Genomic DNA, 25,508 nt, shown 5'->3' with positions numbered 1-25,508 from the left:
CCTGTTTTGTTTTTATGGTTTTTTGTGCGGCGGTGATCCTGTGGGAAATTGGATTCCCACAGATTTTGCGGTGTGGCGTTAAGGTGTATCTGGCTGATTCGCCGGGTGGGCCGTGATGAACGCCGGATGTTCCGCGGCCAGCGCAGCAACCCGACGAATCCGTGGATAAGCTTCGAGCGAAATATTGAAACGCTCCGCCGCATACAACTGCGGAATCAGATACACATCCGCCACGCACGGCCACTCGCCGAAACAGAAACCGCTATCACCGATCAACTGCTCGACCGTCGCCAAGCCTTGACTGATCCAGTGCCCGATCCACTCCACCACCTGCGGTTCGTCATGCCCCGACTGACGCAGGCGATTGAGCACGCTGACGTTGTGCAGCGGATGCACATCGCAACCGATCACCGCCGCCACACCGCGCACCTGCGCGCGTGCGACGAGATCGACCGGCAGCAGCGGCACCTGTGGATAACGTTCTTCCAGGTATTCGATGATTGCCGGCGACTGAATCAGCAACGCGCCCTCTTCCGTGCGCAGCGCCGGCACCCGGCCCTGCGGATTGATCGCCAGATACGCCGGTTGCCGATGTTCGCCACCGGTTGGCGCGATCAGATTGACCGGCAGCGCCTGGTAATCCAGGCCCTTCAGCGCCAACGCGATGCGCACCCGGTACGACGAGGTCGATCGGTAGTAAGTGTAGAGATCCATGACCCGCTCCCCTTACCGCGCCGCGAGCACTTTGCCGCGGCACTCGCCGAAGCCGATGGAGGCAAATCCGTCACGGGCGCAACGCGCGCGCAGGATGATTTCGTCGCCGTCTTCAAGGAATTTACGCACTTCGCCGGAAGCCAGTTCGATCGGCTTTTTACCGCCCTCGGTGATTTCCAGCAGGCTGCCGAACTGACCGTTTTGCGGCCCGGACAAAGTGCCCGAACCAAACAGATCACCGGCTTGCAACTGGCAACCGTTAACGCTGTGATGCGCGACCATTTGCGCGACAGTCCAGTACATGTAGCGGGTGTTGCTCAGGGTCAGGCGATGCGCCGGCAGATTCTGTTCACGCATGGTTTCGGTGAGCAGCAGCACTTCCAGTTCGATGTCGAACGCGCCGCCATCCTGATCGCGTTTGTCGAACAAGTACGGTAGCGGCTGCGGATCACCTTCCGGACGCGCCGGTTGTGCCGCGCGGAATGGCTCCAGCGCTTCGGCAGTCACCACCCACGGCGAGACGCTGGTGATGAAGCTCTTGGACAAGAACGGACCCAGCGGCTGATATTCCCAAGCCTGAATGTCGCGCGCCGACCAGTCGTTAAGCAGACAGAAACCGGCGATGTGTTCGGCCGCATCACCGATGGCAATCGAATCGCCCATCTCGTTGCCCTGACCGATCCAGATCCCCAGCTCCAGCTCATAGTCCAGCCGCGCACACGGGCCGAAAACCGGCTCGCTAGCACCGGCCGGCAGGGTCTGGCCTTTCGGGCGACGCACATCGGTGCCGGACGGTCGAACGGTGGACGCGCGACCGTGATACCCGATCGGTACGTGTTTGTAGTTCGGCAGCAGCGGGTTATCCGGGCGGAACAGTTTGCCGACGTTCTGCGCATGTTCGATACCGACGTAGAAGTCGGTGTAATCGCTGATGCGCGCGGGCAAATGCATCTGGCAATCAGCTGCCAGCGGCAGCAGTTTTGCGCCTTGCGCTTCGATGGTGCCGCGATGGATGCTGCCTTCGCTGAACAGTTCCAGCAGACGCTCGCGCAGAGCAACACGCGCTTCGCGACCGAGATCGAAGAATGCATTCAACTGGCCGCCACGGGTGGCTTCGACTGCAGTGCGCGCAGCACCGTCGAACAAACCGGCCTCAAGTGCAACTTGCAGATCGAACACCTGGTCGCCGATGGCCACACCGCTGCGCGGCTCGCCGCCATCAATGCTGAACACGCCCAGCGGCAGGTTCTGCAAAGGGAAATCGGCGTGATCGTTGGCCGAAGCAACCCAGCTGCGGGTGATGGAATTCTGAGTCATGGGTTATCTCCGGGTCGGGTCGAACGTGGCGGGCAACGTTGCCCAGCAGGCGTCGTAACTGGATTGCAGTTGTGGGCAGTCGAGGGCAAAACGGCTCGGGCGTAGCACTTGGCTGGTCTCGAACATGAAGGCCATGGTGTTATCGATCTTGGCTGGTTTCAGCTCGGCGTTGATCGCTTTGGTGCAGGTCTCGCCGTCCGGGCCGTGGGCGCTCATGCAGCTGTGCAGCGAAGCGCCGCCGGGTACAAAACCTTCGGCCTTGGCGTCGTACTCGCCCTGGATCAGGCCCATGAATTCGTTCATAAGGTTGCGGTGGAACCAAGGTGGACGGAAGGTGTTCTCGGCCACCATCCAGCGCGGCGGGAAGATCACGAAATCGAGGTTGGCCAGACCGTGCACGCTGGTCGGCGAAGTCAGCACGGTGAAAATCGACGGATCCGGGTGATCGAAGCTCACCGTACCGATGGTGTTGAAGCGGCGCAGATCATATTTGTACGGCACGTTATTACCGTGCCAGGCGACCACGTTCAACGGCGAGTGATTAAGTTCGGTGCCCCACAACTGGCCGAGGAATTTCTGCACCAGCGTCGTCGGCTGTTGCAGGTTTTCGTATGCAGCCACCGGGGTCAGAAAGTCACGCGGGTTGGCCAGACCATTGCTGCCGATCGGCCCCAGATCCGGCAGGCGCAGCGGCGCGCCGTGGTTTTCGGCAATGTAACCGCGGGCTTGCGCATCCAGCAGTTCGACGCGGAATTTCAGCCCGCGCGGCAGCACGGCGATTTCCAGCGGTTCGACTTCCAGCACACCAAGTTCAGTGGCAATGCGCAGCCGCCCCATTTGCGGCACCAGCAGCATTTCGCCGTCGGCGTTGAAGAACACCCGCTCCATCGAACGGTTGGCGCAGTAGTTGTAGATGCTGATCCCGGACGGCTTATCGGCGCCGGAATTGGCGACCATGCTGACCAGTCCGTCGATGAAATCGGTCGGCTCTGCCGGGATCTCCAGCGGATTCCAGCGCAGGCGATTGGGGGTCACTTCACCCAACGGCCCGCCGGCCAGTTGCCGCTCCAGTTTGACGAATGCCGGGTGATTGGCCGATGGCTGAATCCGGTACATCCAGGTGCGCCGCGATTCGCTGCGGGGCATGGTGAACGCGGTGCCGGAGAACAGTTCGGTGTACAGACCGTACGGGGCTTTTTGCGGAGAGTTCTGGCCGACCGGCAGTGCGCCGGGCAGCGCTTCAGAGCTGAATTCGTTGCCGAAGCCGGACTGATAAGCCGTTGAATCGGAGTTCATGGAGCCTCCTGAACAGGGAGTCGGCATGGCCGAACGCTCTGGAACAGAGGTCTTGGCACGCCGGGGTTATTTTTATCGTAATTCGATTACGCATAACGTAATTTGCTCGCTATCCAGCGTCAAGCTATAAAGACGCCCATTCGTTCCGGGACACGGCAGCACCATGGAAAAAACCAGCGACAGCAACGGCAAACAGAAAGTGCGCTCGGCCGAAGTCGGCACCGACATCCTCAAGGCTTTAGCCGAGTTGTCGCCCTCGACTTCGCTGTCGCGTCTGGCCGAACACGTGCAGATGCCCGCGAGCAAAGTGCATCGCTATCTACAGGCGTTGATCGCCAGCGGTTTCGCCGAACAGAACGCCGCTACCAACCATTACGGTCTGGGTCGTGAAGCTTTGCGCGTGGGCCTGGCCGCACTCAACAGTATGGACGTGCTGAAAGTCGCCGCCCTGCCCCTGTCCGAATTGCGCGACGAACTCAACGAGACCTGCTTCCTCGCGGTGTGGGGCAATCAAGGTGCGACCGTGGTGCACATCGAACCGGCGGTGCGCGCGGTCACTGTCGTTACGCAACTGGGGTCGGTGCTGCCGCTGCTCAGTTCATCGACCGGTCTGGTGTTCAGCGCTTTTCTGCCGCATCGGGAAACCGATGAACTACGTGAACGGGAAGTCGCCGTGGGCGCGCATCCGCTGGCCGACGAACAGGTCTACATAAACTTGTGCGAACAGATCCGCGAACGCGGTCTGCATCATGTGCACGGTTTGCTGATGCCGGGGGTGGATGCCTTGTCGGCGCCAGTGTTCAACGCGGTCGGTCAGGTGGCTGCGGTGTTGACCATCGTTGGCCCGACTTCGCTGTTTCATGCCGACGAAAACGGCCCGGCGGCGCAGCGGTTATTGGCTGCGACGCAGGCCGTGAGCTGGCGGATGGGTTATCAACCTGCAAGCGAGGAGCAGAACTGATCGCCAGCGGTTGATCATCCACACAGGCCGAGCGACTTGGCTCTCGCCACAGCTTGTGTGCGACGCTCGACCCCCAGCTTGCCGTGAATGCGTCGGGCATGGGTCTTCACGGTATGCAACGAGATGAACAAGGTATCGGCAATCTGCTGATTGGAGTTGCCGCCGGCGATCAGCCGCAGCACTTGCAGTTCGCGTTGACTGAGCGAATGCACCTGAGGCGTTGCGATAACATCCTCTACACCCGGCGATTGCCTCGCCGCCTCCATCAGCTGCGGCTGGCGCAGGCCCAACTCGTGCAAGAGTTGCGGCGCCTGCACACGTTCGGCGCGACGACAGCCCTCATTCAGGGTCTCCAGCGCCTGCTGTTTGCGGCCATCGAGCCAGAGCACTTCGGCGCAGGCCAGTTGCAGTTCGGTGGCCAGCGCCTGCATGCCGCTGGCCTGCGCTTTTTCCATCAGCGAATGAAGCATTCTCAGGCCTTCATTCGCAGACATTTCGCCGCGAACGCTGCCGAGAATCAGCAAATACTCGAGTCGGGCAATCAAATCCAGTGTCGCCGGAGGCGCCTGTCGAGCGTCGGGCTTCTGATAATGCTTGAGCACCCGTCGCAATGCTTCGCACGCCAGCCCGGCGCGACCTTGTTGCAACCAGAAATGACTGCTGACCTGTAACAGCACGCCCCGGTAGACCGTGTCCGGAATCTGGCGTTGCTGCATCAGTCGTTCGGCATCGCGCAACCGCACGAAAGCCAAGGCAAAATCGCTGCGGTTGGCGGCGAGTTGCGCCTGTCCGAGGTAGCCGTACAGCACGCGCTTATCGTGGCTGCGCAGACAGTCGTCGAGCCCGGACTGAAAAAATTCAGCCGCGCGTTCCTGCTGGCCCATCGTCAACGCCAGACGTCCGCGTCGCAGGGCGATACGGCCGAGCAACGGCGTCGGTGGATCGGCCTGCTGGCACAGCAGCTCGTGGATGTTCGCCAACAACGCTTCGGCCCGCCCGGGTGTTCCGCGCTGTTCGAGCAATTGCGCATGATCGAGTTCCAGCAAGCCCTCGAACAGCAAGGAGCCCTGGGCGCGAGCCAGGCACAAGGCTTCGCGATTGATTGCCAGCGCCTGTTCCAACTCACCGCGAAGCAACGCCTGCTGGGTCTGTCCCGACAGACACAACAACCGCGCCGGCCAGGCATCCGCGGCGAGTACCGCCAGGGCTTGCAGAAAATGCTCACCGGCCGACTGCATGCGGCCCTGCAAATGCAATAACCAGCCCTGCTGGGTCTGCCAGCGGGCAATCAACTGCTGTTGAAGGGTGGCCGATGGCTGCGGCAGGAACCGCGCAAAATGCTCGATCCAGATGCCGGCCTGCTCAAATCGTCCGGCAAACAACAGTGCGGCGGTCACCAGGCCGATCAGTTGCGGCGAGCCAAGCATCAGCGCTTCGCCCTGTTGTTCATGCAGTCGCAGCAGGAGCACGACGGTGTGTTCCTCGAACAACTGCTCAAAACTGAAATGCTGCAACAGACTGATCGCCATTTCGTACTCATCGGCCAGCAGCGCCTGTTCGAATGCCGATTTCCAGTCCTGCTCAGCAGAAAACCACTGACACGCCCGGCGATGCCAGGAACGTCCTGTTGGCCACTGCTCGTCGCGCATCAAGCGCGAGAGCGGCGGGAAAATCTCCAGCCACTCGGTCGAGTCTCGCCACGGTTCGATGAAACAGCCAAGTGCTTGCAACGTACGCAGCAATTGCGCGCCCTCCGAGGCGCCGAACAGGTGATCGCATAGCCCGGCATTGAAACGCGGCAAGTGCGCCAGCACCCGCCAGGCCTCCGCCAGTTCTGGCGTAAGCGAGCTGAACAATTCGTGATGCAGATAATCGAGCAACGTATCCACGCGCTGTTGCGGCAGGCTTTTTTGCGACCAGTCGCACTTTTGCAGCAGGGCCATGCGCACCCCCGCACACCAGCCATCCGTGCGCTGCATGATCCGCGCCGCCACGCTGTCGGCCTGCTCTGCCGGCAAATGCTGCAGCACCTGGATGATCTCGCTTCGGGTAAGCGCCAGCGCCGCGCCTTCGCACTCGTACAACTCATCGTCGAGTAGCAACCGCGGCCAATTGCATTGCGGGCGCCGACGCGAGCCTAGCCACCAGGTCAGTGCCGGACTACTGACCGCCAGCAAGCGATCCAGCAAGGCATCCACTGGCGCATCTGGCAGGCGACAAAAATCATCGATGAACAACCAGGTTGGCACCGCCCAGCGCGCCAGTGATGCGATCAGTCCAGCTTCATCCGTCTCGGGCAGACCCAGCGCAGATGCCAACTGCCGAGAGAATTCACTGGCGCTGATTGTCGCACCAGCCAGAGGCATCCAGTGCACCGTGCAATCCGGGGGCGCCTGCAACAGGCACTCGGTCAGCAATGCGGTTTTGCCGCTGCCGGGCGGGGCGCAAATCAGCCTGACCCGCGCCGACGATTCAAGCAGTGCAGCACTCAAACGCGGACGCAGCAAATGATGGGGAGAAAGCCTGGGGAAAAATCCTCGGCGATCCACAGTGGGCTGCATGGCGGTCATCGGGTGCGCCTTTTTATCGTTGTGCGCTAACCCTAGTCCTCTGCCGGACGCTTGTTGACGAGTATTCAGCGCGCTGATTGACGCCCATAAAAAAGGCGACCGAGCGGTCGCCTTCTGCCTTGCGTATGTATCGCAAAACTTACCGAACGCCTTCGGCGCGCAGGGCCGACGGGGTGTAGTCCGCAGACTTGGCTTCGAAACCGAATTCGTAGCTGTGCTTCTCTTCGTTTTTCATACCCAGCGCGATGTAGCGACCGGCAATGATGTCGTAGAGCGCTTCGAGGGTGTAGGCCTGCGCCTGCTGATCGTAGTAATACTGGGCATGACCTTCTGCGACGCGCCAGAGTTGCCCGCGACCGTCGTAATGGTCGGCCAGCGCCACCTGCCAACTGTCTTCATCGATGTACATGTGACGCTTGGCGTAGATATGCCGCTCGTTCGGTTTGACCGTACCGACTACTTCCCAGACCCGGTGCAGTTCATAACGAGTCAGATCCTGATTGATGTGCCCGGCCTTGACGATGTCGTCGTACTTGAGCTTCGGCGAATCGAGCTTGTAGCTGTTGTAGGGAATGTACATTTCCTTCTTGCCGATCAACTTCCAGTCGTAGCGATCAGGCGCACCGGAGAACATGTCGAAGTTGTCCGAAGTGCGCAGGCCGTCTGCGGCGGTGCCCGGTCCGTCATAGGCCACTTGCGGCGCGCGACGCACCCGGCGCTGGCCGGCGTTGTAGATCCACGCCAGGCGCGGTTCTTTCACCTGATCGAGGGTTTCATGCACCAGCAGCACGTTGCCCGCCAGCCGCGCCGGCGCGGTTACCGACTGCTTGAAAAAGGTCAGCACGTTGGCGGCTTTTTCCGCATCGATATCCTTCATCAGTTGCGGCACGGCGATCTCTTCTTCGAAGCGGATCGGCGTGTAGCTGCCATTGGTCTGCGGGGTGACTTGCGTGATGATGCGTTTGACGTTGCCGCCGTGGTAACGGGTGATGTGGTTCCACAACACCTCGACGCCGTTCTTCGGAATCGGAAAAGCGTAGTAGCGATTGCCAGTGAAATTGGCCAGGCCGTTGCCGTCGTTGATCGTCGTGACATTGAGCGCACTGCGCTTGGCCGATTCGTAGATTTCCGCCGGCGCGGCCACGGTTCGATGGGTGGTGTAAACCGGAATCTTGTAGGTCTCCGGATAGCGCTTGAACATCGCCACCTGACCTTCGGACAGCTTGTTTTTGTATTTGTCGACGTTGGCGGCGGTGATGGTGAACAACGGTTTTTCGCTGGCGAACGGGTCGCCGAGGAAGCCTTTACTGTCCACCGCTGCGGCGTTTTTCGCGATGCCGCCGGTCCACGCCGGAATCGAACCGTCGGCGTTGCCGGCCTTCTCGGCGCCGAGCGGAGTGAGGCTGGTGCCAAGTTTGTTGGCTTCATCCGGCGACACCGCCGCCATCACATTGGCGGCCAGCAAACTCAGGGCCAGCACGCCGCATTGCAGAATCAATTTGCGCATTGCTTTCATCCTTCTCGGGCAGATCAGAAGTTCACGCCGAAGCTCAGGGCCACGAAGTCACGATCTTCGAGGACGTTGTAATCGCCACCGAAAAAGTCGGTGTAGCTGAGGCTCGCGGTGTAGGTGTTGCGGTAATCGGCATCGACCCCGACGCTGATTGCCTTGGCGCCTTCGTTGAACAAACCGTTGGGGCCATAACCGGCGACGTCATGCGACCAGGACAGGTTGGGCTTGAGGTTGATTCCGCCGATCACGTTGGCGTAATCGAGAATGGCGCGGCCGCGATAGCCCCATGAAGTCGAGGTGACGAAACCGTCCCTGTCACCGCCGAAACCGTATTGGCCGTAGACCGAGTCGCGGCCGTAACGCAGCTTGTCGCGCGACTCCAGACCACCGACCCGCACCACCGCTGCCTCGCCGACCAGCGTCAGACGCTGAGCGCCGAGTACCTGATCAAAGAAGTGCGTGAGGGTGCTCTGGATCTGCGTGACTTCCTTGCGCCGGTAGCCCTTGTTGTCCGCCCCCGGGGTGGTGGCGATTGGCGAGGCAGCGCCGCCGGCAATCGGGTTGAGCAGCGACAGGGTCAGGTCGTTGGTGCTGAGCTGCACGGGCGCGTTGGGGCGGTAGCTGATCTCGCCGGTCCATGCGGTGCCGGTGGGCAATGTGGTGGAGAAACTGGCGCCGTAGAGACGAATGTCTTCCGGGTATTCTAGGTAGTACTGGCCGCGTCCGAGCATCACGCTTTGTGCCAGGCCCGAGCCGCTGCCGGGCGCCAGGCCGTTGGTTATCCCGACCATCGCCGGCAACGCTGCCAGTGTCGACAGCCCGGCGGTCGTCGTGCCGACAGTCGGCGTGCGGCTGTGGTAGTTCATGAAGTACAGGCCATATTCGGTGTCATCGCCGAGCCAGCGCAACGCCGTGCCCCACTGCCCGGAATCCCGCGCATCGCGGTCGCCACCACGCGGGATCACTACGCCTTCGCGAGTCACCTGAATGCCTTGACCGAAGGCCGTGGTCAACGGCACCAGCGGCGCAATCGCAGGGTTACCAACGGTGTAACCGCTATTGCAGCCGTCCGCCGCTACATCGCCGCCGAAGAACGTCCCGCAGTTGTCGAGAACGGTCTGATCCCATTCCAGTTGGTAGAAACCTTCGACGGTGAGTTGATCGGTCAGGCCTTGGGAGGCGAACAGCATGTTCACCGGAATCAGGCCTTCCTTGATTTCGGCACCGGGCCGGCGGAACGCCGAGACGTCGATCGGGTTAATGCTGTTGATCGAGTTGCCGATGAAAGTACTTTCGCCCCAGCTCACCACCTGCTTGCCCGCGCGCACGGTGCCGGGCAGGTCGGCGATCGAATAATTGTGATAGACGAATGCATCGAGAATCTGCGCGCCGGAGGATTTGGCGCCTTCCTTGCGGCCCTGGTCGCTGATCTGCTTGAACTCGCGGTCTTCATCCTTGAGTTCGAAGTCGTACCAGTACTTGCCACGCACGAACACACCGGTGTCGCCGTACTTCAGTTCTAGGTCGTGGATGCCTTTGAAGATCTTGGAAAAGGTTTCGCCCTTCTTGAAGTTCAGGCGCCCGTCATCACCGGTCGAGGATTGCCCGGTACCGCCATTGACCGTGCCCACCAGCGACTTGTCGGCATCGCGCATGCCCCAACTCGCGCCAACCGACAGCGACGAGTCGAACGTGCCTTCGATTTCGCCGATGTTGAAAGCGACCGCGTGCGCCTGGGCACAGCAACCCAAAGCCACCGCGGCGGCCAGCGCCTGCGGTGTGAAGATGGCGCGCATTGTTGTTTTTGTCATGCGTCTTCCCCGGTGAGTGACAGAAGGCCTCACCCTACTGCCCCGCGCCGGGGACGATAAGCGCACCAAGGAGGTATTCGTATTGTCGCTCGAAAGGATGAATACCCGCTCGAAACGGGGCTTTGCGCCGTCCATGAATCCGCTGGATGAACCATGATCAGTGCGGCGGATGATGAGCCCACTGTTACATGCCCCGTAACAGTGCATGTCCGCATTTGGGGTTTTTCCTTCAGACTCATACGCTTATTCTCACCCGGTGTTCACTGACGTTGATTTGTAGCTCCTTGATCCAACGTCTTATTTGGCCGCTGCGTTTGCAGCGGCCTTTTTTATGGCTGTTTAAAAAGTCATTCCCACGATCTATGAACTCTTTCCGAGAAAGACGTCGGACCTTTCCTGTTACGCAGAAGAATTCTCTCTGTTTTGCTTTCAGCCTGCGAAAAACCTGTCAAAACAACACCGTGTTACTTACGGGTTTCTCAGATTTTGTAACAGCAATTTTGATGTAACTTGAAAACCTCAAACATGCGCTGGCGACACGGACGTCACTATCGCCCGTGCTAGCGTTTCAGCGAGTTACCACGCAATTCAAAAGGACATGAATATGCAGAGACCTCCCCCCTTGTTACTTGATGAAACACGCATTAATGCACCCGCTCCAGATCATTACGACCCCTTCCAGGAAAGTAATCAGGGCTATTCCTATAGCGGCATGTTTGGGCCGGCAGGCGCCAACCATAAAACCCGCGAATTAATGTACGAAACTCAAGTCGCCCTGGAACAAGAGTTCAACGCAAAGTCCAATTTGTTACCGCAATCCATTGAGAATGAACTCGCAGCCGCACGGCTGACAGGGGGCAACGAACCCTCTACCGCCAGCGGCAGCAATAGTCCGCGAACTGGATGTCCGAAATACGCTTATTCAACGCAAATCCGCTGAACTTCACGAGCAGACCGCCGTTGCCAACCGTTTTTTCGGAAGCGATCCGCTGGGTAAAAACTTCAATGATTTTCTGAACCAGGCCTCGGCTATCCGGCGAATGAACCACGCAGGTCCGGCCGTGCGAGAGCTATGGAGTCAGTCCTATAGGGCAGCTCATGAAGCGAGGCTTCTAAACCAGACTGTCCAGTTGCTCAATCAACAACAAATCAACGTGCAGAACTGGCTGTCCGCCGTGCTGGCCAATGATCAGGCGCAAGCGGCTGCCGCTGCGCAAGAAGCCCAGCGCTTGGCCGCAGAACGTGCGCGGATCGCAGCCGAACAACAACGTCAGCGAGAACTTGCCGAGGCAATACGCCGCGAGCAGGAACAAGTCCGGGCGCGGGAACAGGCAAGGCTGGCCGCGCTCGCAGAAAAACAACACCGGGATGCTGAACAGGCTCGCCTGGCTGCCGAAGTTGCCCGAATCAATGCTGAAGCTGAAGTTCAGGAAAGAGCGCGGATTACGGCATTGAAGATCGCCTTGGCTGAAGCACAAGCCATAGCTGAAACAGCCGCACGGGAGTTGGCCGCCGAGCAGGCTCGTCTTCAAGCAGACATGGAACAGCGCATTGAGGCGATACGAGAGCGGGAGGGCCGTTCGCCGGAGATGCAACGTGTTTACCCGGCGTCAGGAGTAGCGGCTTCCACCAGTCCGCATTTCTCCTTTGCTTCGACAGCCATTCGTCTTCCCCCGGCGACATCATCCGCAATTCTCAATGCACTGCGAGCCGGTTTACTGACGGTGAAAGCGACGGGCGCCGCACTGTTCGGCGGCCCGGTACTGATTGGTTTCGCGGCGCTGCTGATGCCGTCCCGTCTGGGCAACGGCGAGCGGTTTGCCATGAGCGTTCCATTTTCCGAGCTGTCATCGGAGTCTTCGCAGACATTGCGCGAAATAGCAGACCGACAAGGCACACTGGAGATGCCCGTAGGCTTGGGCGTGCGACCGCAAGGTGCTGGCACGGAAGTGTTCGTTATATCGGCCGACGACTTCCATGTTCGCTCGAGTGTGCTTGTTCTCAATGCAGCGTATGACTTGCTGAATGATGTTTACGAGATAGCACTGCCGGATTCGCCCACGGATTTTCTCACCTGGACACCCACCATCTCACCGGGTGATAGCTCTACTGAGTCGCCAATGGTTGAAACCGAGTCGCCGCCGTACTCCGGCGCACCGATAGTTCCGGTTGAAGGGCGACTGGATCTGCATCCGATTCTGGTCGAGGGTTGGGAACGATTCATCATTGTGTTCCCCGATGACTCGGGGATTGAGCCGCTTTATGTGGTGTTTAGCGGTACGTATGAAGGAGGGAGTGAAAACGGCGAACACAGCGGCCGACCATTCAACCCGAATGAAACGGGTGGCCCGACTCTAAACCTGAATTGGACTACAGCTATGGCTACATCAGAAGGGGAAAATATCGTGAAACTGCATATTTCCAAGTTCTCGGCATCAGCCGCCAATAAAGTAATGATCGATCGCCTTGAAAGAATTGTTCGTGGCGAGCTTGAAGCGACGGATACAGATAAGCGCTTCTACACTCATGAGCTGAGGGAGTTCGAAAGATTCAGAGCCTTGGGGTACGGAGATACCGAGCGACCTGATCCGGACTCACCAGTGTGGAACAACGTGCACACAGCAACATTGGAAGACTTTCAACTGGCGGATGATGCTTCGCTGCTTTACACACCGGAAGCACTGGCCGCCGAAGCAGAACAGGACGAACGCGATTATCAGCAACTGTTGAAGGAGATGTGGAAATGAGCGCGGTTGAACAGATTGTCAAAAACGAATCTCTGGATGACATCGTTGCTGTGTTCGCATTGACCAAGCCCAATCCGCTCCTGGACATGATGATCAGACGCTATAACCCGGACTTGCTCAAAGGCTACGGTACATTGGAAAACGCTTACTCTCGACTATTCGCCGCACGCGTGCTGGCTATCGGTGAGAGTGGTCTGGCGGTTAAAGGACCGAACTGGACGCCTCCATCGTTCATGCTCGAAAACAAATATTCCTGATCGGCCAATCGGCCACCAAACCCGCGTTTGGTGGCCGTGCGCCCCTACAACGAATACTTCTGCAAATTCGCCATCATTTCCTTCAGCGCTTCAATGTTGTCTTTCGGATGCGCAGCGCCTTCGAAATCGCAAATCTGCTGCCAGTGCGCGGCGACATCTTCCGGGCTGAAACCTGCGCGCGGATCGAATCCGGCGCCGAGGCTGCGCTCCCAGCGCACTTTGCCCATCCAGCCGCCGCCGACTTCAAATAACCCAGAAGTCTCTTGGCACTGTTCACTGGCCAGATACACCACCAGCGGGCTGACCAGTTCCGGTTTCAGTTGCTCGAAGACTTGCGGCGGGATCAGGCCTTCGGTCATGCGTGTGCCGCCGGTTGGGGCGATGGCGTTGACCAGAATGTTGTTCTTGCGACCTTCGATGGCCAGCGTACGGGTCAAGCCGTACAGACCCAGCTTGGCCATGCCGTAGTTTGACTGGCCGAAGTTGCCGTAGATGCCTGAAGTGGAAGCCGTGAAGATCACCCGGCCATAATTTTGCTCGCGCATGTGCGGCCACGCGGCGCGGGTAACTTTGTAGGCGCCTTGGACGTGAACGCGATAGACCAGATCCCAGTCCGCGTCGTCCATCTTGTGGAAGCTCTTGTCGCGCAAGATTCCGGCGTTGTTGACCACCACATCGACACGGCCGAACACATCCAGCGCGTTCTGTACGAGTTTGTCGCCGTCGGTGACCGAGTCGTGGTTGGCTTCAGCGATGCCGCCAGCTTCGCGAATCTCTGCAACGACCCGATCGGCAGCCGAAGCATTGGCGCCCTCGCCCTGGGTCGAACCACCGAGGTCATTGACCAGCACTTTGGCGCCCTGTTTCGCGAACAACAATGCGTGGGCCCGGCCCAGACCGCCGCCAGCTCCGGTGACGATCACGACTTTATCTTCGAAACGTACAGACTCATTCATCGGGGCAACTCCAGCAGGCCTGAGGGACAGTGCTCCGGAGTGTCAGGCACGATGCTTCGGGTCACAACGAATACGGCAGAGGCTGAATGGTGCGCGATAAGGCGCAGGGATGATGATCAGTCAGGAGCAAGCCACTCGGCGCGGCGGCAATATCAGTTGATCACGAAATTCCAGATAATGCCTGAGCACCTGCACCGGGGCCTCGGTTTGCGGATAGTGACCGATGCCCGGCAACAACACGATATCTGCATCGGCAATCAGCTGGCGATAGCGCTCGACCATGTGCACACCGGAGATCGGATCGACTTCGCCATCAATCACGCGCAACGGCACGTCGCCCCGCTGCATCGCCGCGACCCAGCGATCACGCTGCACCCGGCGTTCGGGAATATAGCCGATCAGCTTGTGCATGATCCGCGGCCCGCGATTGCTCTCGACCAGGCTCCAGAAATCATCCATTTCGCTTTCACTCGGCCGAGTGTTCGGGCCGAATATCTGGCGGAAACTTTTCACCAGCGCATCGCGAGTAAAGGCCCGGCCGATCATCCAGCCCAACGGGCTAAGCAACAGTTTTTGCGCCAACAATGGCCGGTGGGTTTCCGGGAACAAGCCGCCGTTGAGGAACACACAACTGGCGACTTCGATCAGTCCTTCGTAATGCCGGGCGAGCAGTTCCTGGGCGACGCTGTCGCCATAGTCGTGAGCCAGAATGTGCACCGACTCTTCGACCTGCAAATGCGCGAGCAATGCCTGTTGCAGGTCCGCCTGTTCGAGCAGGCTATAGGCGTGGTTCAGCGGTTTGGCCGAGTCGCCGAAACCGAGCATGTCGCAGGCGATGACCCGATAGCGCTGCGCCAACGGCTGCCACAGATAATGCCAATCCCAACTGGCGGTCGGAAAACCATGGATCAGCAGCAGCGGCTCACCCTGCCCGGCGCTCCAGTAACGGATCGACTGACCGCCGAAGACAAACGTCTGGCCGCGCTTGCGCCAGGCGCTCAGAGGGATCTCGGCGAGAGGCATTAGAGTTTATAACCCGCGTCTTGTTGATCGAGTTTGCGCAGCAACGCCGGCCAGGCCAGCGCGCCCCCCATGCCTTGAGCACTCTTGGTCACGCCGGCGATCATCGCTTTGGCGCCGGCCAGAATCTGCGGTTCGATGGCGATCAGTTCAGCGCCGCCGGTCTGCGCCATGACCTGAATGTCGCAGGCGCGCTGGAAGGTGAACATCATCAGAAACGTGTCAGCGATGGTGCCGCCACAGGTCAGCAGACCGTGGTTGTGCAGCATCAGGAAATTGCTCTCGCCGAGGTCGGCCTGCAGGCGAGCTTTTTCTTCGTGATTCAGCGCCACGCCTTCGTAGGCGTGATAGCCAAGGCTCGAGAGGACGAACAACGATTGCTGGCTGATCGGTAACACGCCCTGCTTCTGCGCCGATACTGCGACGCCAGATGCTGTGTGGGTGTGCAACACGCATACCACGTCGTGACGCACTTCATGCACGGCACTGTGAATGGTGTAACCGGCGGGGTTGATTTCGTAAGGGCTATCCATAAGCTTGTTGCCGGCCTGATCGACCTTGACCAGGCTCGACGCGGTGATCTCATGGAACATCAGCCCGAACGGGTTGATCAGGAAATCTTCGGTGCCGGGTACCTTCGCGGAAATATGGGTGAAGATCAGATCGTCCCAGCCGTGCTGCGCGACCAGACGATAACAGGCAGCCAGATCCACACGGGTCTGCCACTCGGCGGCGCTGACTTGGTCTTTGACATTAATTGACGACTGGACGGGGGCTACGCTCACTGTATGCACCTCTGCGTTCTTATTGTTTTTTGCATGTGTCAGCAGTCTAGTCAGGTGCCAGCGTTCGCGTAGTTGCATTGGCAGCCAGCTTGATGACTGAACGAGTCAGCTACGCAAACAGCCTGGATCCATGTCAACGCGTCGACGCCAATAAAGCCGCACGGCTCAGGCTTTGAGCGCTTCGATCAACTGTTCCAGCCATGGCTCGGCATCGATTTCCGGGGTCACGCTTTCGCTGGCGTCGAGGCGCAGCATGTCCAGCACTTCGTGCACACCCAGCTCGGCGAACAGTTCACGTATCTGCTCACCGCCACCGCAAAAGGTGTCGCCGTAGCTGGCGTCGCCGAGGCCAATGACTGCGCCGGGCAGACCGCGCCATGCAGCGGGCAATTGATCGCGGATGGTCGAGTACAGCGGTTGCAGGTTATCGGGCAGTTCGCCCATGCCAGTTGTCGAGGTCACGGCGAGGACCGCTTGCGGGCCAAACGCCTGCAAATCGGCAAGGCTGGCGCGCGAGTTGTAGAAGGTTTCAAAACCGGCGGCTTGCAACAGGTTTTGGGCATGGCGAGCGACTTCTTCGGCCGTGCCGTAGACCGAACCGGAGAGGATGGCGACTTTCATCAATCTGATCCTGAAACTGAAAAAAAGAGCGCCGATAGTAACAGTCGCGAGTGCAACGCTGCGATTGGCTCTCAATCAGCGCTAATGGCCAGTAGACAGCGCCGGTTGATCTTCTAGAATGCCAGCCGTCGATACCCTTGAATGGATTCAATGATGATTAATGCGACTTTGCTGCAAATGGTGGTGGACGCGTCGAACGACGGAATCGTAGTGGCCGAGAAGGAAGGCGACCAGGACACCATTCTGATCTATGTGAACCCGGCCTTCGAGCGCCTCACCGGCTACAGCAGTGAGGAAATCCTCTATCAGGACTGCCGGTTTCTGCAGGCCGGTGATCGAGATCAGCCAGGGCTGAAAGTCTTGCGCGAAGTCCTGAAAAACGGCGGCGCCTGCCGCGAGATTTTGCGCAACTACCGCAAGGACGGAACACCCTTCTGGAACGAGTTGTCGCTTTCGATGGTAAAAAACGCGGACGACGGCAATACCTATTTCGTCGGCGTGCAGAAAGATGTCACCGTTCAGGTCAAGGCTCAGCAGCGCGTTGCGCAGCTCGAAGCTCAGGTCGCCGCGCTCCAGACGGAACTGGCGGCACTGAAAACGACGAACGGCGCAAACAAAACTGCGAACTAATTGTCATTAACTACAATCACCAATGACTTTGTAACTATTTCTTTCGAGTTGGCCATGCAGCGCGACGCACTCCTGACCCAGGATGAGCTGGATTTCATCCAGACCATGCAACACAACCCGCAACTGAACGTGCGGGATGCGACGTCGAGCCTGCTGGTTAACGGCGGATCGCAGATTCGTGATTTGCTCACCCGCCTCGCGGCCCATGAGCAAGTCACCATCCAGGCCAGCTTCGAAAACCAACAGATGACCTTCCCGCTGCACTTGGTGGAAGACGAATTCCATGCACTGCATTTGCGCCTGGGTGTACCGAGCATTTTCGAAGACGGCCCGATGGTGCGACCTTGGCGGCTGGTGCTGGACGAGCCGGTGGCCCTGGAAAATGCCAAGGGCCAGCCCGGCACGTTGTGGGTGCACGAGGTTTCGCATAAAGGCGTACTGGTGGAAGTCCGCAACAAGACCAAAGCGGCGAAGCATTTTGCCCTGTGGTTCAGCCCTTCAGGTTATGAGCGTATTTCCCTGCGCGGGACTTTCGAACGTGAAACCGAGAACGGCTTTTACGCCTATGACCTGAGCCAGACCGACACCGATGAGATCGAGCGCCTGCGCCAGTTCATCCTGCAACAACACCGTCTGACCCACCCTGCCCTGCACACCTGAGATTCAAGTATCCAGCGTACCGGCGAGAAATTGCGTCATGCGCTGACGCATGCTTGCGCCTTCATTGCCCAGACATCCAATCGATGATCCCGCCAGGCTTTCCTGCGCCAGATCTGCCGCATCACCTGCCAGCAGCAACTGACAATCCAGGCTCATGGCCAGACGATTTAGCCGTCGGGGCAGCTCCGCGGTCGGCGCGTGATTGGAAAACAGCACCAGCGCCTGGGGTTTGACCTTGTCGCAAACCAGGGTGAGTTCATCGAACGGCTGGCCGGTGGTCAACACGCGAACCCCCGCATCATTGCCGCTCAGAAACAACGCGGCGACCAGCAGTTCAAGCTCCCGACACTGGCCGGCCAAGGCGCTGACGATCACTCTGCGCGGCTGGTTGCCACGCAGCGTGACGATTCGCTGCAACACTCGCGCCCGCAGAAACCCGTCGTAAAACAGCCACTCGCTGGTCTGTCCGAACGAGTCCTGACTTTGCAGCAATTGCAGCCACAGCGGCATCAGGATGTCCTGGAACACCACAGGCAGCGAATAAGAAGAGAAGATCTGACCGTAGACCTGATCCAGCGCCTGGTCGTCGAAAGACCTCACTGCGCGCTGAACCTGCTCCTGCCATTGCCGGTAATCGGACTGCACCAGATCGTCGGGGATGATGTGCGCCAGTACCTTCAATGGCTCGGTCTTGGCGAGAATCTTGCCGACCTTGCTGACTGCGACGCCGCGGTCGATCCAGTCAACGATGCTGCGCACACGCTCGATATCGGTCATTGAATACAGCCGATGCCCACTTTCAGTGCGCGTTGGTTGAAGCAAACCGTAGCGACGCTCCCAGGCGCGCAATGTCACCGGATTGACGCCGGTCAGGCGGGCTACTTCGCGGATGGGAAACAGGTCTGTGCTTTCGAACGTGCCGGATGCCAGCGCAGCAGGATTATCCTCGGTAATGACAGCCATCTTGCGTGCACGTCCTTGTTGGCGAATTTGGATCCCATTCTAACCCTGATGTCCGGTGACGGTTCAAGCCGTTAAATGCGACGAAAGTCGCTGGTCTAATCACGAAAATCAGGAATAATCCTTGCTTGTCGAAAAACGCAGCCCTCTATCCCGGTGCTGCGTCTGGCGAAACTCCTACCCGGAGTGACGCACTTGTAATACGGAGATACACAATGTCTAGTTCCCCCGTCACGTTGATGGTTGCGCGCCGTGTCGCCGACGGTCGCTATCTGGATCTGATGAGCTGGTTGCGCGAAGGCGAACAGCTGGCCACTGATTTCCCCGGTTATCTCGGCTCCGGCGTGCTGGCTCCGCCGCCCGGCGATAACGAATTCCAGATCATTTTCCGCTTCGCCGACGAACCGACCCTGCATGCCTGGGAGCACTCGGTGTCGCGTACTGCGTGGCTGGCGCGTGGCAGCGAACTGTTCGAGCATCCCAAGGAACATCGGGTCAGCGGCATCGAGGGCTGGTTTGGTGCTGCGGGCACGCGGCCACCGCGCTGGAAACAGGCCGTGGCGATCTGGCTGGCGTTCTTTCCGGTGTCGTTACTGTTCAACTTTGTGCTCGGCCCGTTGCTCGCGGATATGAGCCTGCTGCCACGGGTATTCATCAGTACGCTGTGTCTGACGCCGTTGATGGTTTACCTGTTTATTCCGTTGTCGACCCGGATGCTCGCCAGTTGGCTGAACAGCACGCCGGTGCGCCGACTGCCCGTTGAGCCATCCACGCTAAACCGCTGAAGCCGCCCGGCGATAGGCTTACCGCTCGCGTCGCTGTTATAGTTTTTGCTCATGCAGAGACGCGAGCCGTTCATGACTACTCCCGCAGCCCCCATTCTGATCACCGGTGCCGGCCAGCGCGTCGGCCTGCATTGTGCGCAGCGCTTGCTCGAAGACGGTCATCAGGTCATTTTCACGTACCGCACTGAACGACCGGGCGTACAGACTCTGCGCGATCTCGGCGCCATCGGCCTGCACGCGGACTTCTCCAGTGAAAGCGGGATTCTGGCGTTTATCGAAACACTGAAAACCCACACCGACACCCTCCGAGGCGTCGTGCACAACGCCTCGGAATGGCTGGCGGAGACCGAGGGCAGCGAAGCCGAAGCTTTCACGCGCATGTACAACATTCACATGCTCGCGCCGTATCTGATCAACCTGCACTGCGCCGATCTGCTCAAGCGTTCGAACCCCGCCGACATCATCCACATCAGCGACGACGTGACCCGCAAGGGCAGCAGCAAACACATCGGTTATTGCGCAAGCAAGGCCGGGCTCGACAGCCTGACCCTGTCCTTCGCCGCGCGTTATGCGCCAGCCATCAAGGTCAACGGCATCGCGCCCGCCCTGCTATTGTTCAATCCCAACGACGACGCGGCGTATCGCGCCAAGGCGCTGGCCAAGTCCGCGCTGGGCATCGAGCCCGGCAGCGAAGTGATCTATCAGAGCCTGCGCTATCTGCTCGACAACCCTTATGTGACGGGTACGACCCTGACCGTCAACGGCGGACGGCACGTTAAATAATACGGCCCCGCGAGGATGCTCAATGACCCGTTCCCTGCCCGAGAATTACCGCGAAATCCTCATCGACCTCGGTGAAGACCCCGAGCGCGAGGGCTTGCTCGACACGCCCGAGCGCGCGGCCAAGGCCATGCAGTACCTTTGTCACGGTTATGAACAGAGCGTGGAGCAAATCGTCAACGGAGCGCTGTTTGCCTCCGACTCCGACGAGATGATCATCGTCGCCGACATCGAACTGTATTCGTTGTGCGAACATCACCTGCTGCCCTTCATTGGCAAGGCGCATGTGGCTTATATTCCAACCGGTAAGGTGTTAGGCCTGTCGAAGATTGCGCGATTGGTGGACATGTTCGCCCGCCGCCTGCAGATTCAGGAAAACCTCACCCGGCAAATCGCCGACGCGGTGCAGCATGTCACCGATGCCGCTGGCGTCGCGGTAGTCATCGAGGCCAGACACATGTGCATGATGATGCGCGGTGTCGAAAAACAGAATTCGACCATGAACACCTCGGTCATGCTTGGCGCTTTTCGCGAGTCGAGCAACACCCGTCAGGAGTTCCTGCAATTGATTGGACGGAGCAAGTAAATGCCACAACTACAACCGGGAATGGCGCGCATTCGGGTCAAGGATCTGCGCCTGCGCACCTTTATCGGAATCAACGAGGACGAAATCCTCAACAAGCAGGATGTGCTGATCAACCTGACCATCCTGTATGCAGCCCAAGAAGCCGTGCGCGACAACGACATCGACCACGCGCTGAACTACCGCACGATCACCAAGGCGATCATTGCTCATGTGGAAGGCAACCGTTTTGCGCTGCTTGAACGCCTGACCCAAGAGTTGCTGGATCTGGTGATGACCAATGCGTCGGTGTTGTACGCCGAAGTTGAAGTCGACAAACCGCATGCGTTGCGCTTTGCCGAGTCGGTGTCGATTACCCTGGCCGCCAGCCGCTGAGCGTGACTGGCGCATCGCCCGCCAGACTTTTATCATCCGCGCCACGATTTGATTGCACAGAGCCCAACATGACCGAGCAACAACGCCTCGAACTCGAAGCCGCCGCATTCCGCCGACTGGTCGCCCATCTGGACAGCCGCAAGGATGTGCAGAACATCGACCTGATGAACCTCTCCGGGTTCTGCCGCAACTGCCTGTCGAAGTGGTACAAGGCCGCCGCCGACGAGCGCCAGATCGAGGTCAGCCTCGACGACGCCCGCGAAGTGGTTTACGGCATGCCCTACGCCGACTGGAAAGCCCAATATCAGCAAGAAGCCAGCGCCGAACAACAAGCGGCGTTCGCCAAAGGAAAACCCGAATGACTGACCTCAACACCTTGCGCGCCAGCCTGAACAGTGGCGAGCACGCCTTTGCCGACACTTTGGCTTTTATTGCTGCCGGCTACGACTATCAGCCTCAGGCGTTCAACAATGGTGGCGTGGAAAACGCGGCCGGGCAGAACGAAGGTTCGTGCAAGACGCTAGGTCTGGCGCTGCTCGAAGGCTTGAGTGATGCAGAAGCGCTGTTGGCTTTCGGCGAGCATTACCGCTCGGTCGTTGCGACACCTGAGGGCAGTGATCACGGCAACATCCGTGCGTTGATCAAGCATGGTCTGGCCGGTGTGACGTTCGAAGCACAGCCGCTGACTCGTCGCTGATTCTTCAGCGACTCGCGGACGCAAAAAAACCGGCCGAAGCCGGTTTTTTTATGCCTGCGATCTTAGAACGAAGCGTTCTGCAGACCGTCGAGGTAGCGCTCGGTGTCGAGTGCCGCCATGCAGCCGGCGCCGGCCGAGGTGATGGCCTGACGGTAAACGTGGTCGGCCACGTCGCCGGCAGCGAAGATGCCTTCAACGTTGGTCGCGGTGGCGTTGCCTTCACGCCCGCCCTGTACCACCAGATAGCCGTCCTTCAACTCCAGCTGACCTTCGAACAACGAAGTGTTCGGGGTGTGGCCGATGGCGATGAACACGCCGTCAACGGTGATTTCGTCGAAGCTGCCATCGTTGTTCTTCAGACGCGCACCGGTCACGCCCATGTTGTCGCCCAAGACTTCGTCGAGGGTCGCGTTGAGTTTCAGCTCGATCTTGCCTTCGGCCACGCGGGCGTTGAGCTTGTCGATCAGAATCTTCTCGGCACGGAACGTCTCGCGACGGTGGATCAGCGTGACTTTGCTGGCGATGTTGGCCAGATACAGCGCTTCTTCAACCGCGGTGTTACCGCCGCCGACCACGGCAACTGGCTTGTTGCGGTAGAAGAAACCGTCGCAGGTGGCGCAGGCCGAAACGCCTTTGCCCATGAACGCTTCTTCCGACGGCAGGCCCAGGTAACGAGCGCTGGCGCCGGTGGCGATGATCAGCGCGTCGCAGGTGTAGGTGGCGCTGTCGCCGGTCAGGCTGTAAGGCTTGGAAGCGAAGTCCACCGCGTTGATGTGATCGAAAACGATCTCGGTTTCAAAACGCTCGGCGTGTTCACGCATGCGCTCCATCAGCACCGGGCCGGTCAGACCGTGGACGTCGCCCGGCCAGTTGTCGACTTCGGTGGTGGTGGTCAGTTGGCCGCCGGCCTGCATGCCGGTGATCAGCAGCGGCTTGAGGTTGGCACGCGCGGCGTACACAGCAGCACTGTAACCGGCAGGGCCGGAACCGAGGATGATCACTCGCGAATGACGGACTTCAGACATGAACCTGTCTCCTGTTGACCGGCCAAGACATCAGGCGCGGACGCCGGATTGCCGGCGGAATAAAAAAGGACTGTGGATAACCTTGGGGAAGGCATGAGCTCGACAGTCCTGTAAAAAGTTGGGTGCAGCGTATCGAGGGGGGCAAGATTAAGGAAATACGGTTTAACAATCCAGCTCATAGGTGGTCTCTATGCCGACACACTGACGAGATGGACGTCTTTGTTACAGTGAATGTCGATCCAGCTGCCGCGCTTTCGCCACCCCGGCAAAGTCGGTAAGGTCGGCGCGTTTTCCCTTGCTCGGAGCACCTTATGCCCGCCCCTGTTCTGTCCGGCCCGCAATACCTGCGCGAAGGCCTCAAACTGGTTCTCAGTCCCGGCCTGCGCCTGTTCGTTCTGCTGCCGCTGGCGATCAACCTGGTGCTGTTCGTCGGATTGATCTATCTCGCCGGCCACCAGTTCAGCCTGTGGGTCGACACGCTGATGCCGTCGCTGCCCGAATGGCTGAGTTTTCTCAGCTACATCCTGTGGCCGCTGTTCGTGGTGCTGGTGGGTTTGATGGTGTTCTTCACCTTCACCATGCTCGCCAACGTGATCGCGGCGCCGTTCAACGGTTTCCTCGCGGAAAAAGTCGAAGTGGTGGTGCGCGGCACCGATGACTTCCCGGCTTTCAGCTGGGGCGAACTGATCGCCATGGTCCCGCGTACCCTGTCCCGGGAAATGCGCAAACTCGGCTATTTCCTGCCACGGGCGCTCGGCCTGTTCATCCTCTCGTTCATCCCGGTGGTGAACATCGTCGCCGCACCGCTGTGGCTGCTGTTCGGCGTGTGGATGATGGCGATCCAGTACATCGACTACCCGGCGGACAACCACAAGCTCGGCTGGAACGAAATGCTCGCCTGGCTGCGCGAGAAGCGCTGGCAGAGCATGAGTTTCGGCGGGATTGTGTATCTGGTGCTGCTGATCCCGGTGGTCAACATTTTGATGATGCCGGCTGCCGTCGCAGGTGCAACGCTGTTCTGGGTGCGCGAGCGCGGCGCTGAAAATCTCGTCACCCAACGCTGATCCGGTCACAAATCCATCATCTGACCGTCACAAGCACGACATGGCCTCAGTCGACACTGAGGTCATGACGACAGCTCTAAATATCACCCTGATCAGCGAAACCTTCCCTCCGGAAATCAACGGCGTGGCCAATACCCTTGGCCGCTTGTGCGACGGATTGCGCGCGCGCGGGCATCGGGTCGAACTGGTGCGCCCGCGTCAGGGCGACGATCCGCTGCGCAGCGAGGACGAGTCGTTGCTGCTCTGTCGCGGCTGGCCGTTGCCGGGTTATCCGGGGTTGCAATGGGGTCAGTCGTCGATGCACAAGTTGCTGCGACGCTGGAAACGTCAGCGCCCGGATGTGCTGTATATCGCCACCGAAGGCCCGCTCGGGTTGTCGGCGTTGCGCGCGGCGCGGCGTTTGGGGATTGCCGTGGTCAGTGGTTTTCATACGAATTTTCAGCAATACACCAGTCAGTACGGACTTGGCTTGCTGACGCGTTTGCTCACGCATTATCTGCGCTGGTTTCACAATCGTTCGGCGCTGACGCTGGTGCCAAGCGTCAGTCAACGGCTGGAACTGGAGCGGCGGCACTTCGAGCGCTTGGCCTTGTTGTCCCGAGGTGTCGACAGCCAGTTGTTTCATCCGGCCAAACGTCTGGACGCGTTGCGCGAGCAGTGGGGACTGAGCGAGCGAGACATTGCGGTGATTCACGTAGGACGCCTGGCGCCGGAGAAGAATCTGGGTCTGCTCAAACGCAGTTTCGAAAAGCTGCGCAGCACTTATCCACAGCGCAATCTGAAACTGATCGTGGTCGGTGACGGGCCGCAACGTGCAGCGCTGGAAAAGGAATTGCCCGAGGCGATTTTCTGCGGCTCGCAGCGTGGCGAAGCACTGGCGGCGCACTATGCGTCGGGGGATGTGTTTCTGTTTCCGAGCCTGACTGAAACCTTCGGCAACGTGGTACTCGAAGCACTGGCGTCAGGGTTGGGCGTGGTGGCTTACGATCAGGCCGCGGCGGCGCAGCATATCCGTCATGGATACAGCGGCGTGCTGGCGATGCCCGGAGATGAAGACGCGTTCTGCGATGCCGCAGCCTGGTTACTGGAGAAGTACGAAACGTTGCGCTGCGTGCGCCTGAATGCGCGCCAGCATGCGAGTCGTCAGGGGTGGGCGGCGATCATCGAACAGTTTGAAAGCCATTTGCGTGGGGCGTACGAGGGGGAATTGGTTGTTCCAAATGCTCCAACATTGCCCTGAATGTTGACTGACTCGAATGCCGTCATCGCTGCATTGGTATCTACACATCTAAGTTCTTCGGCTGGCCATCCAGCCGATGGCTTCTTTAGCAAAAGCCGCCAGCTCCTCTGGGGTGTGTTGCTCCAACGTCTCACACATGGC

Annotated in this window: 26 protein-coding genes; 14 read left to right on the top strand and 12 right to left on the bottom strand. The window is 59.4% G+C overall.

Annotation, left to right across the window (positions count from 1 at the left end):
- Positions 1-78: 78 nt before the first annotated feature.
- The 3 genes from maiA to hmgA are packed head-to-tail and all read right to left on the bottom strand — an operon-like array spanning position 79 to position 3,327.
- Positions 79-714 (bottom strand): maleylacetoacetate isomerase, encoded by a 636-nt coding sequence (maiA, locus tag ACP7EE_RS23005; RefSeq protein WP_420647676.1) that lies wholly within the window; start codon positions 712-714, stop codon positions 79-81.
- A 12-nt stretch (positions 715-726) separates the two neighbouring features.
- Positions 727-2,031 carry a fumarylacetoacetase gene (gene fahA / locus ACP7EE_RS23000; protein ID WP_426236961.1) on the bottom strand — a complete coding sequence of 435 codons (1,305 nt, stop codon included), beginning with the start codon at positions 2,029-2,031 and terminating at the stop codon, positions 727-729.
- A gap of 3 nt (positions 2,032-2,034) precedes the next feature.
- Entirely contained in the window at positions 2,035-3,327 is a 1,293-nt protein-coding gene (gene hmgA, locus ACP7EE_RS22995; RefSeq protein ID WP_426236959.1) for a homogentisate 1,2-dioxygenase, read from the bottom strand.
- A 163-nt stretch (positions 3,328-3,490) separates the two neighbouring features.
- On the opposite strand from hmgA, the gene ACP7EE_RS22990 reads away from it, so the two are divergent.
- Complete coding sequence (locus ACP7EE_RS22990; RefSeq protein WP_420647673.1) at positions 3,491-4,288, top strand: IclR family transcriptional regulator; 798 nt, start codon at positions 3,491-3,493, stop codon at positions 4,286-4,288.
- A gap of 14 nt (positions 4,289-4,302) precedes the next feature.
- On the opposite strand, the gene ACP7EE_RS22985 is transcribed toward ACP7EE_RS22990, so the two are convergent.
- The 3 genes from ACP7EE_RS22985 to ACP7EE_RS22975 all read right to left on the bottom strand — a co-directional run bounded on the left by ACP7EE_RS22985 (position 4,303) and on the right by ACP7EE_RS22975 (position 10,182).
- Entirely contained in the window at positions 4,303-6,858 is a 2,556-nt protein-coding gene (locus ACP7EE_RS22985) for a LuxR C-terminal-related transcriptional regulator (protein WP_426236957.1), read from the bottom strand.
- A 139-nt stretch (positions 6,859-6,997) separates the two neighbouring features.
- A complete protein-coding gene (locus tag ACP7EE_RS22980) occupies positions 6,998-8,365 on the bottom strand; it encodes a DUF1329 domain-containing protein (protein ID WP_426236955.1) in 1,368 nt (455 codons plus the stop codon).
- Positions 8,366-8,388: 23 nt separating this feature from the next.
- Entirely contained in the window at positions 8,389-10,182 is a 1,794-nt protein-coding gene (locus ACP7EE_RS22975; protein WP_426236953.1) for a DUF1302 domain-containing protein, read from the bottom strand.
- A 604-nt stretch (positions 10,183-10,786) separates the two neighbouring features.
- Between ACP7EE_RS22975 and ACP7EE_RS22970 the strand changes: the two genes are divergently transcribed.
- The 3 genes from ACP7EE_RS22970 (at position 10,787) to ACP7EE_RS22960 (ending at position 13,186) form a co-directional block, all read left to right on the top strand.
- Positions 10,787-11,122 (top strand): hypothetical protein, encoded by a 336-nt coding sequence (locus tag ACP7EE_RS22970; RefSeq protein ID WP_426236951.1) that lies wholly within the window; start codon positions 10,787-10,789, stop codon positions 11,120-11,122.
- Between the two features lie 190 nt (positions 11,123-11,312).
- Positions 11,313-12,929, top strand: a complete 1,617-nt coding sequence (locus ACP7EE_RS22965; RefSeq protein ID WP_426236949.1) for an S-type pyocin domain-containing protein — start codon at positions 11,313-11,315, stop codon at positions 12,927-12,929.
- Positions 12,926-13,186, top strand: a complete 261-nt coding sequence (locus ACP7EE_RS22960; protein ID WP_420647667.1) for a hypothetical protein — start codon at positions 12,926-12,928, stop codon at positions 13,184-13,186. The genes ACP7EE_RS22965 and ACP7EE_RS22960 overlap by 4 nt, the downstream gene beginning before the upstream one ends.
- Before the next feature lie 44 nt (positions 13,187-13,230).
- Here the strand turns inward: ACP7EE_RS22960 and ACP7EE_RS22955 are convergent, their stop codons facing one another.
- The 4 genes from ACP7EE_RS22955 to ACP7EE_RS22940 all read right to left on the bottom strand — a co-directional run bounded on the left by ACP7EE_RS22955 (position 13,231) and on the right by ACP7EE_RS22940 (position 16,568).
- A complete protein-coding gene (locus ACP7EE_RS22955; RefSeq protein ID WP_426236947.1) occupies positions 13,231-14,142 on the bottom strand; it encodes an SDR family oxidoreductase in 912 nt (303 codons plus the stop codon).
- A gap of 120 nt (positions 14,143-14,262) precedes the next feature.
- A complete protein-coding gene (locus ACP7EE_RS22950; RefSeq protein WP_426236945.1) occupies positions 14,263-15,165 on the bottom strand; it encodes an alpha/beta fold hydrolase in 903 nt (300 codons plus the stop codon).
- A complete protein-coding gene (locus tag ACP7EE_RS22945) occupies positions 15,165-15,947 on the bottom strand; it encodes a class II aldolase/adducin family protein (RefSeq protein WP_426202483.1) in 783 nt (260 codons plus the stop codon). The genes ACP7EE_RS22950 and ACP7EE_RS22945 overlap by 1 nt, the downstream gene beginning before the upstream one ends.
- A gap of 165 nt (positions 15,948-16,112) precedes the next feature.
- Complete coding sequence (locus ACP7EE_RS22940) at positions 16,113-16,568, bottom strand: flavodoxin (protein ID WP_426236943.1); 456 nt, start codon at positions 16,566-16,568, stop codon at positions 16,113-16,115.
- 153 nt (positions 16,569-16,721) lie between these two features.
- Here ACP7EE_RS22940 and ACP7EE_RS22935 point away from each other — a divergent pair, with 153 nt between their 5' ends.
- Together ACP7EE_RS22935 and ACP7EE_RS22930 are read left to right on the top strand one after the other, a co-directional pair.
- On the top strand, positions 16,722-17,198 hold the full coding sequence (locus tag ACP7EE_RS22935) for a PAS domain-containing protein (protein WP_420647814.1): 477 nt from the start codon (positions 16,722-16,724) through the stop codon (positions 17,196-17,198).
- A gap of 54 nt (positions 17,199-17,252) precedes the next feature.
- On the top strand, positions 17,253-17,858 hold the full coding sequence (locus ACP7EE_RS22930) for a hypothetical protein (RefSeq protein ID WP_426202490.1): 606 nt from the start codon (positions 17,253-17,255) through the stop codon (positions 17,856-17,858).
- Positions 17,859-17,861: 3 nt separating this feature from the next.
- Here the strand turns inward: ACP7EE_RS22930 and ACP7EE_RS22925 are convergent, their stop codons facing one another.
- Complete coding sequence (locus ACP7EE_RS22925) at positions 17,862-18,821, bottom strand: MerR family transcriptional regulator (protein WP_426236941.1); 960 nt, start codon at positions 18,819-18,821, stop codon at positions 17,862-17,864.
- Between the two features lie 212 nt (positions 18,822-19,033).
- On the opposite strand from ACP7EE_RS22925, the gene ACP7EE_RS22920 reads away from it, so the two are divergent.
- The 6 genes from ACP7EE_RS22920 (at position 19,034) to ACP7EE_RS22895 (ending at position 22,038) form a co-directional block, all read left to right on the top strand.
- A complete protein-coding gene (locus tag ACP7EE_RS22920) occupies positions 19,034-19,603 on the top strand; it encodes an antibiotic biosynthesis monooxygenase (protein WP_420647661.1) in 570 nt (189 codons plus the stop codon).
- Positions 19,604-19,675: 72 nt separating this feature from the next.
- The gene (gene folM / locus ACP7EE_RS22915; protein WP_426236939.1) at positions 19,676-20,386 is read left to right on the top strand and encodes a dihydromonapterin reductase; all 711 of its coding nucleotides are present in this window, start codon (positions 19,676-19,678) and stop codon (positions 20,384-20,386) included.
- 22 nt (positions 20,387-20,408) lie between these two features.
- Complete coding sequence (folE, locus tag ACP7EE_RS22910) at positions 20,409-20,969, top strand: GTP cyclohydrolase I FolE (RefSeq protein ID WP_426236937.1); 561 nt, start codon at positions 20,409-20,411, stop codon at positions 20,967-20,969.
- Positions 20,970-21,341, top strand: coding sequence for a dihydroneopterin triphosphate 2'-epimerase (gene folX, locus ACP7EE_RS22905; RefSeq protein ID WP_016771653.1), 372 nt, complete (start codon positions 20,970-20,972; stop codon positions 21,339-21,341). It abuts the gene before it with no gap.
- A 68-nt stretch (positions 21,342-21,409) separates the two neighbouring features.
- Positions 21,410-21,703, top strand: coding sequence for a DUF1244 domain-containing protein (locus tag ACP7EE_RS22900; protein ID WP_426236935.1), 294 nt, complete (start codon positions 21,410-21,412; stop codon positions 21,701-21,703).
- Complete coding sequence (locus ACP7EE_RS22895; RefSeq protein ID WP_426236933.1) at positions 21,700-22,038, top strand: HopJ type III effector protein; 339 nt, start codon at positions 21,700-21,702, stop codon at positions 22,036-22,038. Before ACP7EE_RS22900 ends, ACP7EE_RS22895 begins: the two co-directional genes overlap by 4 nt.
- A 62-nt stretch (positions 22,039-22,100) precedes the next feature.
- On the opposite strand, the gene trxB is transcribed toward ACP7EE_RS22895, so the two are convergent.
- A complete protein-coding gene (gene trxB / locus ACP7EE_RS22890; RefSeq protein WP_426202500.1) occupies positions 22,101-23,063 on the bottom strand; it encodes a thioredoxin-disulfide reductase in 963 nt (320 codons plus the stop codon).
- Between the two features lie 311 nt (positions 23,064-23,374).
- On the opposite strand from trxB, the gene cysZ reads away from it, so the two are divergent.
- Together cysZ and ACP7EE_RS22880 are read left to right on the top strand one after the other, a co-directional pair.
- The gene (gene cysZ / locus ACP7EE_RS22885) at positions 23,375-24,127 is read left to right on the top strand and encodes a sulfate transporter CysZ (protein WP_426236931.1); all 753 of its coding nucleotides are present in this window, start codon (positions 23,375-23,377) and stop codon (positions 24,125-24,127) included.
- Between the two features lie 40 nt (positions 24,128-24,167).
- Positions 24,168-25,367: a glycosyltransferase family 4 protein gene (locus ACP7EE_RS22880; RefSeq protein ID WP_426236929.1), complete on the top strand. Its 1,200-nt coding sequence runs from the start codon at positions 24,168-24,170 to the stop codon at positions 25,365-25,367.
- The last annotated feature ends 141 nt before the right edge of the window (positions 25,368-25,508 follow it).

This window comes from Pseudomonas sp. TWP3-2 (genome assembly GCF_049897765.1).
In the GTDB taxonomy this organism is placed as follows: Bacteria; Pseudomonadota; Gammaproteobacteria; order Pseudomonadales; family Pseudomonadaceae; genus Aquipseudomonas.
Note: the sequence above shows the minus strand (reverse complement) of the source record. Positions and strands in the feature narration are given on the sequence as shown.